This is a genomic window from Streptomyces sp. NBC_01241, assembly GCF_041435435.1.
Taxonomy (GTDB): domain Bacteria; phylum Actinomycetota; class Actinomycetes; order Streptomycetales; family Streptomycetaceae; genus Streptomyces.
In genome coordinates this window covers 86,444-103,180 of record NZ_CP108494.1, presented here as the reverse complement: position 1 = coordinate 103,180, position 16,737 = coordinate 86,444, and the positions used below count along the sequence as shown (strand labels likewise).

Sequence of the window (16,737 nt, the reverse complement as noted above, 5' to 3'; positions counted from 1 at the left end):
GGGCCCGCCGCTGCGGAACCAACGCCGCATAGGCCGCGGACAAGTCCGCCGCCGCATGACGGTCGAAGACCGCCTCCACCTCCACCGGCCGGCCGCTCACCTGCCCGGCCGCCCCTCCGGGGCACCCCGCTCAAGGAATTCGGCCAGGGCCTGGGCCACCACCGCGGAGATCGCCCGGTCGCTCTCGTGGGCACGGGCGCGGATCTGTCCTGCCAGCGATTCCGGCAGCTTGACAGTGAACACCACGCTCGACTCGGGGACTTCGAGATGTCCAGCGGCCATGGCCTGCTCCAGATACCGGCGTGCCTGACGCACCGACACCCCGTACCTACTCGCCAACGTGCGGGCGGCTGCGGCCACGGGCGCACCCGCCCCGACCAGATCCGCGGCGGCGTTGACCCGCCGGGCGTACTCGACGCTATCGACACGATCACCACGCACCATGTCACAAACCTACTACCCATTGTGACGCTCCTTACCCTCCGCGCGAGGAAGGAGTTCCAAGCGCCGGTAGCCGAGCGTCACCTCGAAGCAGAAGTTGCCCATTGCGTTGGGGGCGTGATCAGCCCCGCGCTGATGAACGTGGCTCTGCACGGAATGGAGGAGGCCGCCGGGGTGCGGTATCACGCGAGCGGCATCCACGCCGGGAGCGTGATGCGCAAGAGCCCCGTGCTGGTGAGGTACGCAGACGATCTGGTGGCGATGTGCCACAGCCGTGAGCAGGCCGAGGAGGTCAAGCAGCGGCTCGCCGCCTGGCTGGAACCCAGAGGGCTCGCCTTCAACGAGGACAAGACGCGCATCGTGCGCCTCACCGAGGGCTTCTGCTTCCTGGGCTTCCACGTCCGGCTGTATCGCAACCGGAAACTGCTGATCAAACCCAGCAAGGCGTCCGTGAAACGGATCCGGAAACGGCTCGCCGCCGAGATGTGGGACCTGCGCGGGTCCAATGCCGAGGCGGTGATCAGGACCCTCAACCCGATCATCCGGGGCTGGTCCGCCTACTTCCGGATCGGGGTGTCCAGCAGGGTCTTCAGCTCGCTGGACTTCTACGTGTGGCAGCTCGCCTACAAGTGGGCCAAGCACGAACACGCGAACAAGCCAAAGGACTGGATCGTGCACCGCTACTTCGGAGAGTTCAACCCCCGCCGGGGTGACCGGTGGGTCTTCGGAGACCGCGGCAGCGGACGGTTCCTCACCAAGTTCGCGTGGACGAAGATCGTCCGGCACCAGCTCGTCAAGTTCGGGGCGTCTCCGGATGACCCGGCACTGACCGAGTACTGGGCCCGGCGGCGGCGCAAGGACGTGATCCCGCTGATCGACAAGGCCGACTGGCACCTGCTCAACCGCCAGAACGGCCGCTGTCCGCTCTGCGGGGCTCTTCTGCTGCACGCTGACCATCCGCCGTCCAGCCCCATCGCGTGGGAGCAGTGGCTGCGGGCGACCCGCAAAGCGATCAGCCGCAAGGCGATCGTCATCACCGGGCCGGGCACACCGGACGCCCCACCCGCCCAACTCCTGCACGCCCACTGCCGACAACGGCTTGTCACCGCCACCGGCAAGGGGCCCAGCCTTCTGCCCGCCCGTGAGCCATAGGGCCTGCTTGAGCCGTGTGCGGGGCCAACCCGCCCGCACGGTTCTCAGGGGGCGGCGGCGCGGCAACGCGCCGCCGCTACCCGACAGGCACTCGACATCACCGGCATCCGCCGGGCCCGCTACCGCGGGCTGCCGAAAGTCCGCCTCCAGCACGCCTTCTCCGCCACCGCGATCAACCTCATCCGCCTAGACGCCCACTGGACCGAGCATCCACTGGACCGCAGCCGCACCAGCAACCTCACCCGCCTCAGCTACCGACTCACAGCCTGACCACCCACCCGGAATTGCGCACCAGAGTCATAGCGATTCTGATTACCGGCATCCTCGTACCACCTCCTCCGTCGCCTCTTCCGAGCGTTCGTGTTCAGGGCTGCCCTCGTGTGCTCGATGGTCCTGGCGGCTTTGAAGTGGTGGCTCGGCGGCCCGCTGCCGAGTTGTCCCTGGGACGCCACTGATGCTGCTTGCTGCGGCAAGCAGCACGCTGATGCGTTCGGCGAAGTCCGGGCCGGGCAAGGGCAGGTCGATGTCCGGTTCGTCGTTGACGTAGCCGACGGCGACGGCGGTCGGCAGGTAGTGCATCAAGGCGTCGACGACTTCGGTGCGGGGCCGGTCAGCCCGCCTCATGAGGTTCCTGAAGACGCGCAGCACGGTGGGAGTGCTGGTATCGAGATTCTTGATCGGTTCCGGGACTTTCAGGGAATGCGAACTCTTCTCGGCCTGCGTGCGTGCGGATTTGGCTGTGTGGTCGGGCGTCGGGCAGGTGTCGATCTGCGTCTGCTGGTACCACCATGCCGCCGCGTCGCTCTCCCCGAGTGAGAGGTGATGCAGGTACAAGCAGTACGCAGCTGCTCTGTCGCCCGCTCCGGCCGCGTACTGCCACCAGGAGCGGGCGCCGTCGTCGGCGTCGGCGAGCTGGAGGACGCAGCCCAGCACCCGGGCACCTGGGGGAGCAGGGAGCTGCTCGGTCACAAATCCCTGCAGAGCCGTTGCCGGTGCCTGGGAGACCAGAACTTCGCAAAGAGCATGCAGATCACGTACTGCCACAGCGGCCAGTGCGTCCCTGCCGCCGGATCCGGGTGCCGCTTCGGGCGCGTTGCCCATCGGCGGCGTCTCCACTGCGGTTCGGGGGACGATGTCCTTAGGCCGGCTGGGTTCGTCGAGGAGCAGAGCGCGGGCCAGGAGTTCATCGATGCGTGTCATGGGGCGTTCCCTTCGGAGTCATTGTCAGGGCCAAGGGCGATCTCCAGGGCGTGCCGGGCATGCCGTTCGTCGGAGCGGACAGCCGCGGTCGGCACGCCGAGGACATCGGCCACGGCGGAGGTGGGCATGCCGCGCAGGTGCCGCAGGACCATGACGTCGAGCTGGTGGTCGGGCAGCCGGCTCATCGTCTTGAACAGCGCGATGCTTTCCTCGACCTGCGCGAACCGTGCTTCGTCAGTTATCAGGGTGCTGAGCGTGACGGTGTCGAACGCGGCCATGACGAACTCGGGCCGACCGTCCACGTGACGGGCACGGGCCATCACCCTGCGCCGGAACACAGACCAGGCGAACTTCACGACATCTGAACTTGCCAGGGCCTCGTCCCAGCACAGCCAGAGAATGTCGAACGCCTCCGTCACGGCCTGATGCGACTCTTCGTCTCCGCCTAGCGCGGTGCTCCAGCGGCGGGCGGTCGGAGCCGGTCGACAGCACCTGCCTGTATATGCACCGGTCGATCCAGTCCGGCTTCTTCTGCGCTTCAAGTACGGCCGCAGACCACAGGCGACGCATGGGCCAAGCCGGGATGTTCAGCTCCTGCAGCAGGCTGTAGGTGATCTCCCACCTCAGATACAGGCCAGTGCCGCGCAGCAGTTCGGAGATCTTGGACTTCGCCCAGCCCGTACGGGCGCTCAGGTCGCTGATGGTCTGTCCGCTGCGCAGAAAGCTTTTGCGCAGCGGCTTCAGCCATGCCCGGTGGGCGCTGCCGACACTGTCGGCGATCGGCCCCAGCTTTCGGCCCGGCTTGCCAGGCGAGATGCCTTCGGGCTGCTGGGCCTGCTCGGCGGTCTCGCGGCCTGATCCGATAGCGGCCAGCTTCTCCCCTTCCCCGGATACAGCGGTTCCTCATCACCGTGTTGCTGGTGACGGGGAACTGTGCGGCCGAGCGGCACGCCGTCGCGTGGTCCTCGATCTTCCGACGTCCCGGCCTTCCGATGTCCCGGCCAAGAAACCCCGCCAAGTCGTCTGGAGTGTCGCGCCTGTTGGGGGAGGATCAACGTCACTGTCGGCGGTCAGCGTCGCACGTTTGGGCCGCCTGCTGTGCGTCATCAGTCATGCGGGCAGGCCACCGGGTTGGCCCTGCGGACAGAGGCCAGCCGTCTTTTCGCGCGGCCGCCCTGCGTCGGGGTCTGGAAGGATCGGGGGCATGCTCATCAACCAGGCCCCGACGGCCGGCCTCGACGACAACACCCCCTGGGACGCCCTGTACGAGCAGGCCGCCGACCAATGCAACGACTTCGTCTCGCAGGTGCGCACCGTAACCGCGCACGACCCCGAGGACTCGATGGATTTGGCCTGTGCGGCAGCGGAGACCACCGGGGTCTCGGTCCAGGCCCTGTCGGGCCCCTGGTCCCTCTACACCCCGCAGGATGCCGCGACGGTCGCCTCGGCGCTCTTCGTTCAGCTCCAGTACAGCGCCGACGCCCTCCAGGAACTCGCGTGCGCGGTCGGCCGGATCGTCGAGCGCGGCGAGGCCGAACTGCCCGCCCCGGCCGGCGCCGGGCAGCCGGCGAACCTGAGCGACGCCCTGGAGACCCTGCGGTCGGTATCCGACACGATCCACAGCCTGGCCGACCGGCACGCCTCCACCACCGTGCGCGCCCTGCACGCCGCCCCCAGCTCCGCTCCCATGCCCGCCGACGCCCACCAGACCGTGAAGGCCGTGGCGGCCCTGCTCACCGAGCAGCACGACGGAGCAGTGAGGCTGAACACCCGTCACGAGGACGGGGCGTACGAGGACGATCCCGACGACGGCTTCGGGTGCGGCTGCGACGTCACGATGGTCAGCGGCGACGAGGAGTACAACTTCCACCGCGGTGACTCGGAAAGGTCGGTCATCAGAGAGTCGGACGGCCGGAAGCTGTCCGACGGCTCCACGGTCTACAACGCCTGGGAGACCCTGGGGACGACTTTGAGGACCGCCCACCCTCAGCAGCTCACCGACGACATCCTGCGCGTCATGGCGGCCGACCGCACCTGACCGCCGCCGGCAGCGCGATGAGAACTACCCTCCCGCCGACGCCACGGCACGTCGCGGTCAGCACCCAAAAGGGCTCACTCAGTCCGGATTGCCGTCGAGTGCCTCCCGTTGTGCGTCGGGATGGTTGTCCGAGAGGAACTTCTGAGCATCCGCAAAGGCACGCTCGTATAAGGCAAGTGCCCGCTCCGGGTTGTTTGCCTCCTCGTATACACCAGCAAGTGTGAATCTCAACTGAGTCCCGACCGGGTGGTCGACGGGAAGGAACCGCTCCACATCGGCCAGGTTCTGCTCGTAGAGGGGGATCGCCTCCTTCAGGTTGCCTGCAGCGTGGTGCGCGTCAGCCAGGGCTTTCCGCGAGGCCAGCGTGTGGCTGTGGCCTGCGCGAAGAACTCGCTCTCGGCCAGCCAGAGCCTGTTTGTAGTGGTGGATTGCCTTCTCCAGATCACCTTTAGAGCGGTACACGTCGGCCAGGCTTCTGTGCAAAGTCAGAGTGAGAGGGTGGTCGATGGGAAGGGCCTGTTCCGCATCCTTCAGGCCCTGCTCGCAGAGGAGGATCGCCTTTCCCGGGTCACCTGCATCGTGGTAGCAACAGGCGAGGTTGTGCCGCGAAGTCAGCGTGTCGATGTGGGCGTTGGAAAGCACCCGCTCCTGGGTTTGCAAGATCTGCTCGTAGAGGGGGATCGCCTTCTCCAGGTCGCCTTCATCGTGGTAGCAACAGGCGAGGTTGTTCCGAGAGACCAGCGTGTGCTGGTGGTCGACAGGGAGCACCCGCTCCCGCGCCTCCAGAGTTGACTTGTAGAGGGGGATCGCCTTCTCCAGGTCACCTGCAGCGTGGAACGCGCAGGCGAGGTTGTGCCGCGAGGTCAGGATGTGTGGGTGGTCAGCAGGAAAGATACGTTCCCTGGCTGCAAGGGCCCGTTGACGGTATGCAGTGGAACGGGCGATAAGGCCTTGTTCTGCAAGGAAGAGTGCGGTCTGGTTGAGTACGAGCGCAGTGCGCTCAGTATCGGTGCCCGGCGGAGCGTGGTCGACGATGGCGTCGATGTGAGGAACGAGCTCCCGCCAGGCGGGCCAGGAAGTCGGGTCGTCTCCGTTATCCAAACTTCTTGAGACCAGACCAGCGGTGGCGTCGCTGAGGGCTCGGCTGATGTCGTGCGGATGGCGGTGGGGATCACTGGGATCGGGAGTGCGGGCGACGGCCTGGACGAGCCGGTGCACGGTCACCGTGTCCGGGGCTGCGGTGATCATGCTGTAGGCGGCAAGACGCCGCACGGCGTCATGCACGGCGGGCTGCTCTCCCAGGGATTCGAGCAGAGTGCGGGGGATCCGGTCGGGGGCGTACCAGGCCAGCGTGCGTAGGACATGTCCTGCGAGGGGCGTGTCGGTGAGGTGCTCAAGGGTGATGTGCCAGATACGGGCGATGGTCTGATCAACAGCGCGGCCTTCTTCCCCTCGGCGATACATGTCCGCCGGGAGGTTGGCAAGCAGGTCCAGATAGGCGCGCGGGGTGAGGCCGGCTTCGGTGATGTAGGCACCAGCCTGTTCGATGGCCAGTGGCAAATGCCCCAGTTCATCGCAGAGTTCTTGCACGCCGTCCGCATCCGGATCCCCTTCGCCATGGGTCCCGGTGGCGAGCAGGCTGCGGGATTCGGTCGGAGCGAGTACGCCGAGGCACATGGGCATTGTCATGCCACGCCAGCCGCTGGAGCGCCGGGTGGTAATGAGGAACCGGCCGCCAGGGGCGCGGGCCAGCAGCGGGGCGATGTCAGCGGGATCCTCGACGTTGTCCAGTACCAGCAGCCAGTCTCGGTGGCTGGCGAGCCACTGCAAGGCGAACTCGGCGAGCACCTCTGCGGTCGGAGCAGACACCAGGGCCGGCTGGAGAGCGGTGGCGAGGTCTACCAGACCCTGCCGGATGTTAGCGGGGCTGTCAGCGGTGATCCAACGAACGGGAGTACAGCCGTGGGGGCGGGTGGCAGCCCAGTGCGCAGCCAAGGTGCTCTTGCCGACGCCGCCCAACCCGAACACGACTTGCGCCGCGCTGGTGGTGCTTAATGCCGAGTCGAGTTGTTCCTGTTCAGCGGCACGCCCGACGAAGTGATCTGTTCGGAAGGGGAGGTTATTCAGGCCCGCGGGAGCGTCCGTCTCAGCAGCCGCGCGTAAGACGTCCGGAGGCAGGGCCGTAGGCGATGACTTCGACTTACTGCCGGCACTGGCGGTCGGCTGTGGCTGGGCTTGGGCGGCATTCCACCAGGCTTCCCACTTGTTCTCGTCCAGCAGTCCAGGGGTCAGGTTCTGATCATCCGGACGAACGCCCCGAGCCCGTGCACGTTCGATCAGCACCTGAACCAGCCTCCCCGCCGCTTCCGACCGCGGCAGATGATCGCCAAGCTCCCATGAACTGATCCCCTTAGCGGTGAGCTGTTTCACTGGCTTGCCGGGGGAGACGGGCCGCGCCGACCTAGCCCTGTCGTTCGCCCTTCTCGCGGCCGCTTCCTGATCCAGCCCCGAGACGGTTCGCAGCTCCTTCAGCCTGTCCCCGAACCACTTGCGTGCCCCTTCAACTCTCCGCGTTCCAGCCATGTGCCTTCCCCGTTTCTCCGGTCCGGATCCGGACCGGAAAACTCACCGTAGCCCGCCCACCAGCACGGATTCCCTTGTTCCAGCCAATCCGGAGTGGCTCGTCCGTACCCAGCTTGCGGATCCTCATCGTGCCAGGCACCCGGCCTGGCCTTAACTTCCGGAGGAAGTGATGGCGCTGACGACCATTCTGGCCGTGATCGGCGGAATCGTGATCATCATCGGCGCTGCCGCCCGTGTCCCGAAGGCGGTGGCGGAACTCATTCAGGCCTGCATCCCTGTGGTACACGCACTCAATGAGCTGAGGGTAGCGACCGAGCGCAACACCCAGAAGGTGAGCCGCGAAGAGGACGAGAACACACCTGAGCTGGAGAGGAGGGCACCGGACGAAGCACGGGTAGCTGGCGTGCATAGCCGCACTGCTCAACAATGACGATTTGCCTAACACCGTTGTATCGAAGAGAGATGCCTCGAACGACACGTCTGGGGGCGGAGTCCCCCGCCCCCAGGCTGCCCTTCACCCGATCTCACCTTCGCGAGTCCTGGTCAGGTCCTTGTTGGCTTGTGGTCCTGCGTGCCCGGTGGTGAACGGAACGTTCTCCGCGAAACCGCCGCGTGCTGGCCCGCACCCGCGTCCTGCTGCTCCGCAGCAGGACCGACAGCGACGGGACGATGACGCGGCCGGTACCGCGGGAGGCTTCGATGCACAGGCCGGTGAGGAAGGGATCCGCCCGGTACAGCGCGATCAGAGCGGTGTGGTCCAGGACGACCGTCAGGTTCACGCGGCGGCGCCGCCCTGATGAGCGCGGATCCTCGCCCAGGCGTCCTGCCCGGCCTGCTGGACGTGCTCGGTGTACTCGATACCGAGCTCACGGGCAGCCTCGACAGCACGCTGCTCACGCTCGGCTTCCGTGAGCTCGCAGCCGGCGAGCTCCTCCAACAGCTCGGTGATGGTCGTGCCGCGCTCCGCGGCGAGAACCCGGAGCCGGTCGCGCACTTCCTCGCTGGTCTTGATGCTCGTCGGTTTGCCCATACCACCGATTCTGCCGCCGGTAGAACTCACGGGGTGAGTACCAGGCTGTCCACTTCAGAGGGTTGCGCCACGAGGCGCTGTGATTCGTACGGAGGTGAAAGACCACCGTCATCTGCCTGTCGTAGCAGGTGGATTGAAGCTGGGGGCAGCCTGATCCGGGTGATGCCGGGAAGGGCGGCAAGCAGCCCCGACACGGCCGGGACGTGCCAGCACTGCCAGATGGTGTGGGTCCGGTCGGCGAGATGGAGAGGAGTACGCGAGGAACCGGCGTTGTTACGTCCTTCAACTTGGACACCGGCTCGAACCTGGCGGATCTGGGCCGGACGCGGTGCGTATCGCGTTGACGGGCATCCTCCGTGCGGAGGAAGTACCGAAAACGGGAGAACTCCCACGAAGTATCCCTAAACGGAGTGGGAGGTCATGAGGAAGGTCTACGGCGTACTCGTGGCGATGCCGCTGGGGCACAGCCGGGCTCCTCCTCCATCCAGCGAATCACGGTGAACGTGGGAACCGTCCCCGGCCTCGCCTCCGCCCGTGCCTCCAGCGCGGCGGCGGGGGCTGGGCGCATCGACCGCCGATCGGCCGGGGACGGGGCGGAGCCGCCGTAGTACTCCGAGGCCGGGAAAGCCGGCCACATGGGGAAGGGCGGCAGCGGAAGACGAGCAACAAGGAGGCTGCAATGCCGAAAGACGCGCCGCCGAACGGCAGCGCTCCGCCCACCGGGACCGTCGGTCCCCGACAGCGGGTATCGGAGATGCAGGCCAAGCTGCACCGTTGGGCGGCGGCCGATCCCGGCCGCCGGTTCGACGACCTGTTCAACCTCGTGCACGACCCGGCGACGCTGATCGTGGCGTTCGAGCGGGTCGCGGGCAACAAGGGCTCCCGCACTTCCGGCGTCGACGGCCTGACCGTCGCCGACATTGAGGAGTACACCGGGGTGCCCGGGTTCCTGCACGATCTACGTATCGCCCTCAAGGGCGGCTCGTTCCGGCCTCTCCCGGTCAGGGAACGCAAGATCCCCAAGCCGGGCGGGTCGGGGAACGTCCGCGCCCTCGGGATTCCGACGGTGGCGGACCGGATCGTGCAGGCCGCGCTGAAACTCGTACTGGAGCCGATCTTCGAGACCGACTTCACGCCGGTTTCCTATGGCTTCAGGCCCGGGCGGCGGGCCTGGGACGCGATCGCCGAGATCCACCACTTCGGCACCAAGCAGTGAGCCTTTTCCAACCTCAGGTTGAGGCGTGATGAAGGGCGACGATGGCCTTCACGATGTCGTTGATCCGGTTGGTACTGCAGCGGAGTTTGCGCAGGAGGCGCCAGCTCTTCAGGGTGGCCATGGCTTGCTCGCCGAGGCAGCGGATCCTGGCGTGGGTGCTGTTGTGCCGTCGCTTCCACCGCTTGAGCCGTCGGCCGCGGAACGGGACCCGGACCGGGCGGCCGGCGCCTTGGTATGCCTTGTCCGCCCAGCACTTCACGTCCGCGTCGACGAGGGCATCGATGATGCCGTGAGTACGTGCGGCGGTCAGGTCGTGGGTCGAGCCCGGTAGTGCGGGCGAGGCCCACAACAGGCGTGCGAACGGGTCGGTGAGGACCTGGACGTTCATGCCGTGGCGTTTATGCTTCCCGGAGTAGTACGGGGTGTCTGCGGCAATCCGGTCGATAGGTAGCAGGGTGCCGTCCAGGATCACGAACGCCTTCGTCTGCATGGTCTTCATCGCTTCGGCCAGGGTCGGGGCGAGGGCGGCCAGGACGGCGACGGCTTCGCGTATGTAGCGATAGGCCGTTGCGACACCAATGCGGAACCCGGCCGCGAGCTGGGCGTAGGTGTCACCGCACCTCAAGTGGGCCAGGGCGAGCAGGGCCTGCCGGCCCACCGGCAACCGTCGCCACCGCGTTCCGATCTCGCGCTGCCGGGCACGGAGTTGTCCTGTCAGATAGCGCAGGGTGTGGCTGGACAGATCGATCGACGACGGGTAGACAAGCACGCGAAGCTCCTGGCGGACACGGGTGATCTTGGTCGTGAACCCGTCTACCAGGAGCTTCTTCGCGTTGTACAGCTGCCCGTCTCGACAGTGCCGCCGTCAGATTGGAAAGGGCTCACTGGCCGCAGCGCTGGGTACGAAGCCGGACGATCGCGCTGCAGGCACCCTTTTGGCTCTCATCGGGATTGCTGTACTGCCCTCCGCTTTTCCCCAGATCACCCGACTGATCCTCGGCTCCACGGCCGACGAGCATACTGACCTGCGTCAGCACCTCGTTGGCTTGGCCCGTCGGATGACTGCCACTCCGCCGCTTCCGTCGGCTCGTGCCGGGCTGAGCACCATGCCTGGCGACCTGGAGCGCTGAGCCGGGCTCACTCGTCGTTGCCGTCGTCATCGAGAGCTCACCGCCGGCGCGCTCGACTCTCTTGCCGAACACGCGGATGGGCACAAAGCGGATATGCCGAGCTGAACGTCGCTGAGGGACTCAGAGGGCGTGTCCGTGGTGGTCGATGGCTACGGGGAGAGTACCGAGCCGTTCGGTGAGGTCGGCTGCGTGTCCGGCGGGGAGCGCTGTGGCAAGTTTGTGGAGGCGGGTGCGGGTTGTGGAGCGGAGCCGGGCAGCGGGGACGTGGTCGAAAACGTGAAGGGCGCGTTGGACGGCGTACTGGGGCTGGCCGAGAGCTTCGCTCTGTGCGAGGACGAGGGTGGCAGCCGCCCAGCCGCCCAGCCGCCCGTACCGTTCGGGCACGCTGCTGCGGACGCTTCGGCACGGGTACGGGCCTGTTGATGACGTCCGAGAACGAGATCGGCTTCCGCCTGGTGGAGAGCGAGCTCCGGTTCATCGAACCCGAACCTTCCCGGCGAGGTACCGACAGGATCGGCTTCGAGCTCGCCCAGCGCGGCCACCAGCGCCCGGTCAGCATCGTCGGGCCGTTGTAGACGTGCGAGAGCCGGCGACGATCTCGTGGTTCCTGCTGCCTGCGGGTACTCAGTTGCTCGCGATGCCGAGCGCCGTACGGATCTCGCTTGTCAGCCGCGCGTCCAGGCCGGGCGTGGTCATCCGGTTCTTGACCAGAGCGAAGGAGAACCGATGCGCCGGGTCGGCGAAGGCCGTGCTGCCGCCCGACCCGCTGTGGCCGAAGCCGCCCGCCGGGCGCACCGGCTTCGCTCCGCTGTCCCCGATCACGAAGCCGCCACCCATCGTGCAGGTGGTGCCCATCATCCTGTCCACCCCGCTCACCCACCCCGTGGTCGCCTCCTTCAAGGTCGCCGCCGACAGCAGCCGTACACCCTCCAGCTCACCGCCGCAGGCCAGCACCGCGTACAGACGGGCGGCCCCGCGCGCGGTCATGATCCCGTTTGCAGGCAGTGCCGTACGCCGGAAATCGTCGCGGTTACCCAACTCCGCCACCGGCAGCACCCCGTGGGGAACGCAATCGAAGAACGGCGCCTCGGGTGGCATCCGCTCCAGCCGAGCCGCCCAGCCGCCGTCGTAACAGGTGGCCACCCGCGACGCCAGGTGCTCAGGGACGTGGAAGAGCAACTCGTCACCGATCCCGAGCGGACCGGCCAGCTCTTCGCGCAGCAGCTGGTCGCAGGTCCGGCCGGTAGCGCGGCGCAGAATCTCGGCCAGCAGCACCCCGTAAGTCCAGGCGTGGTAACCGAACGCGCTACCGGGCTCCCACCGCGGCCGCTGCCCGGCGATCCAGTCGGCCATGGCCGGCAGGTCGAGCAACCGCTCCGGGGTCACATCCGCCGGCAGCTGGGGCAACCCGGCCATATGACCGAGCACCTGCCCCAGGGTGATCCGCTCCTTCCCCGCCGCGCCGAACCGCGGCCAGTGCCGCGCCACCGGCGCGTCGTACGCCAGCACCCCCTGGTCCACCAGTATCGCGACCAGGGCCGCCGCCACGCCCTTGCCAGTCGACCAGGCCGGCACCAAGGTGTCCGGCCCCATCGGCCGCCCCTCGGCGACGTCGGCCGTCCCCGCCCACGCGTCGACCACCAACTCGCCGTCGCACCAGGCCGCCACCTGCACCCCGGCCTCCACGCCCGATCCCGTCAACTCCGCCAGGACTTCCTCGACGCGCCGCTGCGCCGGGTTGTCCGGCACCGTGCTGGTGTGCACAGGCACTCCCCCTCCGACCCGGGCCACCACGATCACGGTCGCCCGCCGACTTCAACGCGGTTGCGACCAGAACCGTTCCCGCGGTCGCTGGCTTCGCACCGGCATACGCGGTCAGCCCCACCATGGTCCTGCCTTCGCGTGATCCGCCCGCCGGGCCGCCCCCTGCCACTGCCGCAGCAGCGTGGACTTCCCCACCCCACCCACCCCACGCACATGAAACAAAAACTCCGCCGGATCCTCCTCGGACTCCGGATCCTTCAACCAATTCTCCGCAAACAACGACAACTGCGCCCGACGCCCCACAAACTGCGCCCGCGTACGCTGCCGGATCAACTCACCACGCGACCGACCCCTACGTTCCGACCCCGACATCCCCGCACCCCCGTCACTCAACCTGCCGCGCCCCCGCGCCAGGCACCAGCCCCGCCAGCAATCAGTCTGCTCCCGCTCTCAGGAGCAGGTTCTCGGTGATCCGGCTCCGTCTACCAGGCGCCAGTCGAGCGGCCAAAGTACCTTCCCCAAGCGGGTGCTCGGCGGCTGGACCAAGCCATTCTTTCTACGCAGCCCACCCACCCAAGGCTGGCGAGGGTGGCGAGTTGGTCCTCGGTAGGCGGTCGTCAGAAGGCTGTGTCGATTCGCAGTTGGCGGGTGCTTTGCCTGGTAGCTGGCGGTTTCCTTGGTCGGCCGGTCAGCTTCGGACCGACAGTGCAGCCGATGTGCCTCACGCCGTGCTGCGAGCGTCCACGAGTCGCCGCTGCACATCCGACACCAGGTGCTGAAGGCGTCCCGGCCGTATCTCCTCGCTTTCCAACCACTCGTCAAGGCGCGGACACAGGTACCGCACCATTCCGGATCCGCAACAGTGCGAATGAGGCACGGCCGTATGACCGGCGTTTGATCAGCTTGATGCGTGTGACCTGGTTTTCGACGACGCCGGAGCTCCAGGGCAAGGCGAGGCCGTCGACGACTGCGTCCTGAGCGTTCACTGCACGATGTGGGCGGTGTGGGCGGCGGCCAGCCAGTCGGGGAATTCGTGGAGCAGCCGGTCGAAGAGCTGGTGGTCGCCAGTGGCCTTCGGGGTGCGGTCGGCGTGGAAGAAGCCGGCGTTGTCGACGACGCGGCAGGCCGGCACGGCGAGGGTATCCAGCCTCCGCAAGAACGCGAACTCGTTACTGTCGGGGTCACCGAAGCCAACGAACTGCCAGAACAGGGGGAGTCGTGCTGCCTTGCATAGGTAGCGTTCGGCGGCGAGCTTGCTGGTGGGCCCGCCGTCGGTCTGGAAGATGACCAGGGCCGGTGACCGGCTGCCGGACTCCATGTAGTGGTCGATGACCTCGTCCATGGCCCAGTGGTAGTTCGTGCGCCCCATATGACCGAGGTTCTCGTGCAGCTTGTTGATGCGGCCGCGGTGCCCGCCGAGCGTCAGGTCAGTGGACCCGTCGACATCCGTGGAGAAGAACACCACGGGCACGATCCCGTCGTCGTCGAGATGAGCCGACAGCGACAGGACCTGCTCGGCCAGATGCTGCATGGTCCCGTCCCGGTAGTAGGGCCGCATCGACCCGGACCGGTCCAGCACGAGGTACACCGCGGCCCGCACGCCCTCCAGCCCATGCCCGCGGATACTGTCGCCCGCGACCTTGTACAGGCTGACCAGGTCGGGCGCACGTTCTTGCACCTTGGACAGGCTGATAGCTGGTGCTCGCTGCATGCCGTTCGTCGCGGTCATCCCCTCATGGTGACGCCTCGCTGCTGACCAAAAGCAGCGTTTACCCAATGCGACCGTTGCGAAAGAGATGAAGTGGCTCCGAGTACTGCCTGTCAACCTGCCTGACCTGGAGCCGCTGGTGTCCTTACCTGATCTTCCCCATCCTTTTGCGGAACGGCTCCATGCCCTCGTCACCGACGCGGGCTCCGTCGCGGACCTGCGCCGCTACTTCGGCTTGGACCGAAGCCCAGGGGCCGCTGCGTTCACGGGAGCCCGATTCGAGGCTCTGGGCGGTGGAGGTGACCACCCAGCAGTCGCCGACGCGGTAACTGCTGAGGACCTCATCGCAGTGCAAACCCTGTCAGTCACCGTTCCCGCGGCTGCCGCACTGGATCTTCTGGAAGGCTACGCCGGGATACAACTTTCCACACTGCTTCGTGCCATTCCCCGGGACATAGACATGGCCGACGCCACGGAAGCCGACCTGGCTCCCGGTTCACCGGCACACAAAGCGTGGCACCTACTCCGTGACCAGCCAGGCATCGGATGGGCCACCGCCGGCAAGCTCCTCGCCCGCAAGCGACCCCGACTACTGCCCGTCTACGACCGCGTCGTACGCTGCGCCGTCGGCCAACCACGCTCCTTCTGGCACGCCCTGCACAGCGCCCTACGCGCCGACGACTACGCCCTCCAACGCGAGCTGCTGACCCTGCGGCAGGCTGCCGGACTACCCGAAACGGTCAGCGTGCTGCGGGTCTGCGACGTCGTGGTCTGGATGCGGCATCACACCGATCACCAAGACGCTGGCTGCGCCTGGGAGTGATCTCGCCAAGGGAGTGGTGGCGCGGTGAGGACCTACCGGGTGTCGTCGATCCTTCGCTTGGGCGTCGGGGAGGACGGCTTCGGGCGTCCCGACGGTCGAGCGGGGTTGGTTACTCGATCGACTCCGTGTGCGCGGGCGAGTCCGTCGAGGCCGTCAGCCCATCCCTGGCCGATGGCCCGTAGTTTCCATACGGGTTGGCCGTCTGAGTGGTGCCGGTAGAGCTCGGCGATGGCCATGGCGCGGATGTGGGGATCGGCTGGGGGCTGGAATGTCCAGGCGGCGCCGGTGCCACAGTCCATGTAGAGCGCCGCGTGGGTGAGGGCGGCGCAGGTCAGGCCGGTGTCCACGTCCATGTTGATGGAGACGACGACGCGTTGGACGTGCTCGGGCAGGGCGGTGAGGTGTACGGCGGCCTTCTCGGTGACGTGGGGACCTTCGGCCTGCTTGCCCAGGAGGCGGGACGCGCCGTTGGCGGCAGAGGGCTGGTTGTAGAAGACGAAGTCCTGGTCGTCGGACACGCGGCCGTCCGTGCCCGTCAGGAAGAGGGTCAGGTCGGCGTCCGCTCCGGCGAAGGTGAACGCGATGAGCATTCCTTGCCAGGCCTCTTTCGGCAGCACCACTGTCTGGCCGGGGGTGAGAGACGTGGGCGGCTCGCGGTGTGGTTGCGGGGCCGGGTTCGGAGGATGGGGTGAGATTGGTGAGGTTGCCATGTCGCTCTGCCATTCCGCGAAGGTGCGGATCCGGTACGGATCGGATCCCGTGGTCGGCGTACGACCACCTGGCGTGCTGTTGGCACCGAGGCCGATGTCCAGGTCGGCCAGGGAAGTTTCCGGTGTGTCCGGGTCCTCTTGGGCGTGGTCGAGGAGGTCCTGGAGTCCGGTAGTGCGGCTGATGTCGAGCGGCTTGACCGTGCTGGAGAAATTCCCGGAGGCCGTCGTGGTGACCGAACACGCCACGTCCTGCCCGATGTCCAGGAGCCGAAGGGCGTCCTCGGGTTCGTGCCAGGGTGCCGACTCGACGGCCTGGCTGGTCCAGCGCCCGTAGGCCACGAAGCCGAGGAGCTGGGTGTCAGGGAGGCGGGTGAGAACAGCGAGATCGACGGCAGTGATGCCGGGTGCGGTGGCGAATCCTTCCTTGAGGGTGGCGATGATGTTGGAGCCCATGGAGGTGAGCCACCACAGGGTCCGGTCTCGTTTGGTGAGGTTCTTCAGGGTGGGGCGCCCACTGGGAGTGAGGCCCGGAGTCTGGGTGGGCATCGCGTCGAGATCCTGCTGGCGCATGACGACCGACAGCACCGAACCGTCGACACCGACCGCGCACCCAGCGGCCGGATTGTCGGAGAACGCGGTGTTCACCGCCTCGCAGACGGTCTCCTCGTCGTTCGCCGCGAGTGCCTGCCACCAGTGCTCCGCCTCGGCGCACAGCGATGCGTGCGCGGCATGCAGACGTGCCTGTTCGGCGGCCAGAAAGGAGGGCGCCTCCAAGGCCGCACGGGACTTGGCCGCGCTGCGTTCGGCACGGGCGAAACGGCCCACTCCCTGCAGATGGAACGCCTGAGCCTCGGCTTGCGCCCAGGGCAGGCCCAGCGGGGGAGGCCCAGGCACGACGGGCTGGCGCGCCATCGGGAAGGACTGCAGATGCACGCTGGTCAT

Annotated in this window: 15 protein-coding genes and 1 pseudogene; 6 read left to right on the top strand and 10 right to left on the bottom strand. The window is 67.3% G+C overall.

Annotation, left to right across the window (positions count from 1 at the left end):
- Window positions 1-96: 96 nt before the first annotated feature.
- Window positions 97-444, bottom strand: coding sequence for a hypothetical protein (locus OG306_RS00430; RefSeq protein WP_266744339.1), 348 nt, complete (start codon window positions 442-444; stop codon window positions 97-99).
- A gap of 114 nt (window positions 445-558) precedes the next feature.
- On the opposite strand from OG306_RS00430, the gene OG306_RS00425 reads away from it, so the two are divergent.
- On the top strand, window positions 559-1,593 hold the full coding sequence (locus OG306_RS00425) for a group II intron maturase-specific domain-containing protein (protein ID WP_266904718.1): 1,035 nt from the start codon (window positions 559-561) through the stop codon (window positions 1,591-1,593).
- Between the two features lie 312 nt (window positions 1,594-1,905).
- Here OG306_RS00425 and OG306_RS00420 read toward each other — a convergent pair whose 3' ends face one another.
- Together OG306_RS00420 and OG306_RS00415 are read right to left on the bottom strand one after the other, a co-directional pair.
- Entirely contained in the window at window positions 1,906-2,793 is an 888-nt protein-coding gene (locus tag OG306_RS00420) for a hypothetical protein (RefSeq protein WP_266751756.1), read from the bottom strand.
- Window positions 2,790-3,212, bottom strand: a complete 423-nt coding sequence (locus tag OG306_RS00415) for a sigma-70 family RNA polymerase sigma factor (RefSeq protein WP_266907977.1) — start codon at window positions 3,210-3,212, stop codon at window positions 2,790-2,792. The genes OG306_RS00420 and OG306_RS00415 overlap by 4 nt, the downstream gene beginning before the upstream one ends.
- 785 nt (window positions 3,213-3,997) lie before the next feature.
- On the opposite strand from OG306_RS00415, the gene OG306_RS00410 reads away from it, so the two are divergent.
- On the top strand, window positions 3,998-4,831 hold the full coding sequence (locus OG306_RS00410; protein WP_371665023.1) for a hypothetical protein: 834 nt from the start codon (window positions 3,998-4,000) through the stop codon (window positions 4,829-4,831).
- A gap of 78 nt (window positions 4,832-4,909) precedes the next feature.
- On the opposite strand, the gene OG306_RS00405 is transcribed toward OG306_RS00410, so the two are convergent.
- Window positions 4,910-7,261, bottom strand: coding sequence for a tetratricopeptide repeat protein (locus OG306_RS00405; RefSeq protein WP_371665022.1), 2,352 nt, complete (start codon window positions 7,259-7,261; stop codon window positions 4,910-4,912).
- Window positions 7,262-7,583: 322 nt separating this feature from the next.
- On the opposite strand from OG306_RS00405, the gene OG306_RS00400 reads away from it, so the two are divergent.
- Window positions 7,584-7,844, top strand: a complete 261-nt coding sequence (locus OG306_RS00400; RefSeq protein ID WP_266751765.1) for a hypothetical protein — start codon at window positions 7,584-7,586, stop codon at window positions 7,842-7,844.
- Window positions 7,845-8,189: 345 nt separating this feature from the next.
- Here OG306_RS00400 and OG306_RS00395 read toward each other — a convergent pair whose 3' ends face one another.
- Window positions 8,190-8,444 carry a ribbon-helix-helix protein gene (locus OG306_RS00395; protein ID WP_266907971.1) on the bottom strand — a complete coding sequence of 85 codons (255 nt, stop codon included), beginning with the start codon at window positions 8,442-8,444 and terminating at the stop codon, window positions 8,190-8,192.
- A gap of 679 nt (window positions 8,445-9,123) precedes the next feature.
- Between OG306_RS00395 and OG306_RS00390 the strand changes: the two are divergent.
- Window positions 9,124-9,654 (top strand): annotated as a pseudogene (locus OG306_RS00390) (reverse transcriptase domain-containing protein); the annotation flags it as partial.
- A 19-nt stretch (window positions 9,655-9,673) separates the two neighbouring features.
- On the opposite strand, the gene OG306_RS00385 reads toward OG306_RS00390, so the two are convergent.
- Window positions 9,674-10,429, bottom strand: coding sequence for a transposase family protein (locus tag OG306_RS00385; protein ID WP_266907969.1), 756 nt, complete (start codon window positions 10,427-10,429; stop codon window positions 9,674-9,676).
- Between the two features lie 481 nt (window positions 10,430-10,910).
- Window positions 10,911-11,174 carry a hypothetical protein gene (locus OG306_RS00380; RefSeq protein WP_266907967.1) on the bottom strand — a complete coding sequence of 88 codons (264 nt, stop codon included), beginning with the start codon at window positions 11,172-11,174 and terminating at the stop codon, window positions 10,911-10,913.
- 38 nt (window positions 11,175-11,212) lie between these two features.
- Between OG306_RS00380 and OG306_RS00375 the strand changes: the two genes are divergently transcribed.
- Window positions 11,213-11,365 (top strand): hypothetical protein, encoded by a 153-nt coding sequence (locus OG306_RS00375; RefSeq protein ID WP_266752997.1) that lies wholly within the window; start codon window positions 11,213-11,215, stop codon window positions 11,363-11,365.
- A gap of 49 nt (window positions 11,366-11,414) precedes the next feature.
- Here the strand turns inward: OG306_RS00375 and OG306_RS00370 are convergent, their stop codons facing one another.
- Entirely contained in the window at window positions 11,415-12,554 is a 1,140-nt protein-coding gene (locus tag OG306_RS00370) for a serine hydrolase domain-containing protein (RefSeq protein ID WP_371665021.1), read from the bottom strand.
- 982 nt (window positions 12,555-13,536) lie between these two features.
- Entirely contained in the window at window positions 13,537-14,283 is a 747-nt protein-coding gene (locus OG306_RS00365; RefSeq protein WP_371665020.1) for a vWA domain-containing protein, read from the bottom strand.
- 67 nt (window positions 14,284-14,350) lie between these two features.
- Between OG306_RS00365 and OG306_RS00360 the strand changes: the two genes are divergently transcribed.
- The gene (locus OG306_RS00360; RefSeq protein ID WP_266904186.1) at window positions 14,351-15,085 is read left to right on the top strand and encodes a DUF6308 family protein; all 735 of its coding nucleotides are present in this window, start codon (window positions 14,351-14,353) and stop codon (window positions 15,083-15,085) included.
- A gap of 32 nt (window positions 15,086-15,117) precedes the next feature.
- Here OG306_RS00360 and OG306_RS00355 read toward each other — a convergent pair whose 3' ends face one another.
- Window positions 15,118-16,737, bottom strand: a complete 1,620-nt coding sequence (locus OG306_RS00355) for a TerD family protein (RefSeq protein ID WP_371665019.1) — start codon at window positions 16,735-16,737, stop codon at window positions 15,118-15,120.

What these genes read in the sequence shown, in the direction of transcription:
- OG306_RS00430 (WP_266744339.1), bottom strand. Translation starts at nt 444, where the DNA reads ATGGTGCGTGGTGATCGTGTCGATAGCGTCGAGTACGCCCGGCGGGTC.
- OG306_RS00420 (WP_266751756.1), bottom strand. Translation starts at nt 2,793, where the DNA reads ATGACACGCATCGATGAACTCCTGGCCCGCGCTCTGCTCCTCGACGAA.
- OG306_RS00410 (WP_371665023.1), top strand. Translation starts at nt 3,998, where the DNA reads ATGCTCATCAACCAGGCCCCGACGGCCGGCCTCGACGACAACACCCCC.
- OG306_RS00400 (WP_266751765.1), top strand. Translation starts at nt 7,584, where the DNA reads ATGGCGCTGACGACCATTCTGGCCGTGATCGGCGGAATCGTGATCATC.
- OG306_RS00395 (WP_266907971.1), bottom strand. Translation starts at nt 8,444, where the DNA reads ATGGGCAAACCGACGAGCATCAAGACCAGCGAGGAAGTGCGCGACCGG.
- OG306_RS00375 (WP_266752997.1), top strand. Translation starts at nt 11,213, where the DNA reads ATGACGTCCGAGAACGAGATCGGCTTCCGCCTGGTGGAGAGCGAGCTC.
- OG306_RS00365 (WP_371665020.1), bottom strand. Translation starts at nt 14,283, where the DNA reads ATGACCGCGACGAACGGCATGCAGCGAGCACCAGCTATCAGCCTGTCC.
- OG306_RS00360 (WP_266904186.1), top strand. Translation starts at nt 14,351, where the DNA reads ATGAAGTGGCTCCGAGTACTGCCTGTCAACCTGCCTGACCTGGAGCCG.
- OG306_RS00355 (WP_371665019.1), bottom strand. Translation starts at nt 16,737, where the DNA reads ATGACCAGCGTGCATCTGCAGTCCTTCCCGATGGCGCGCCAGCCCGTC.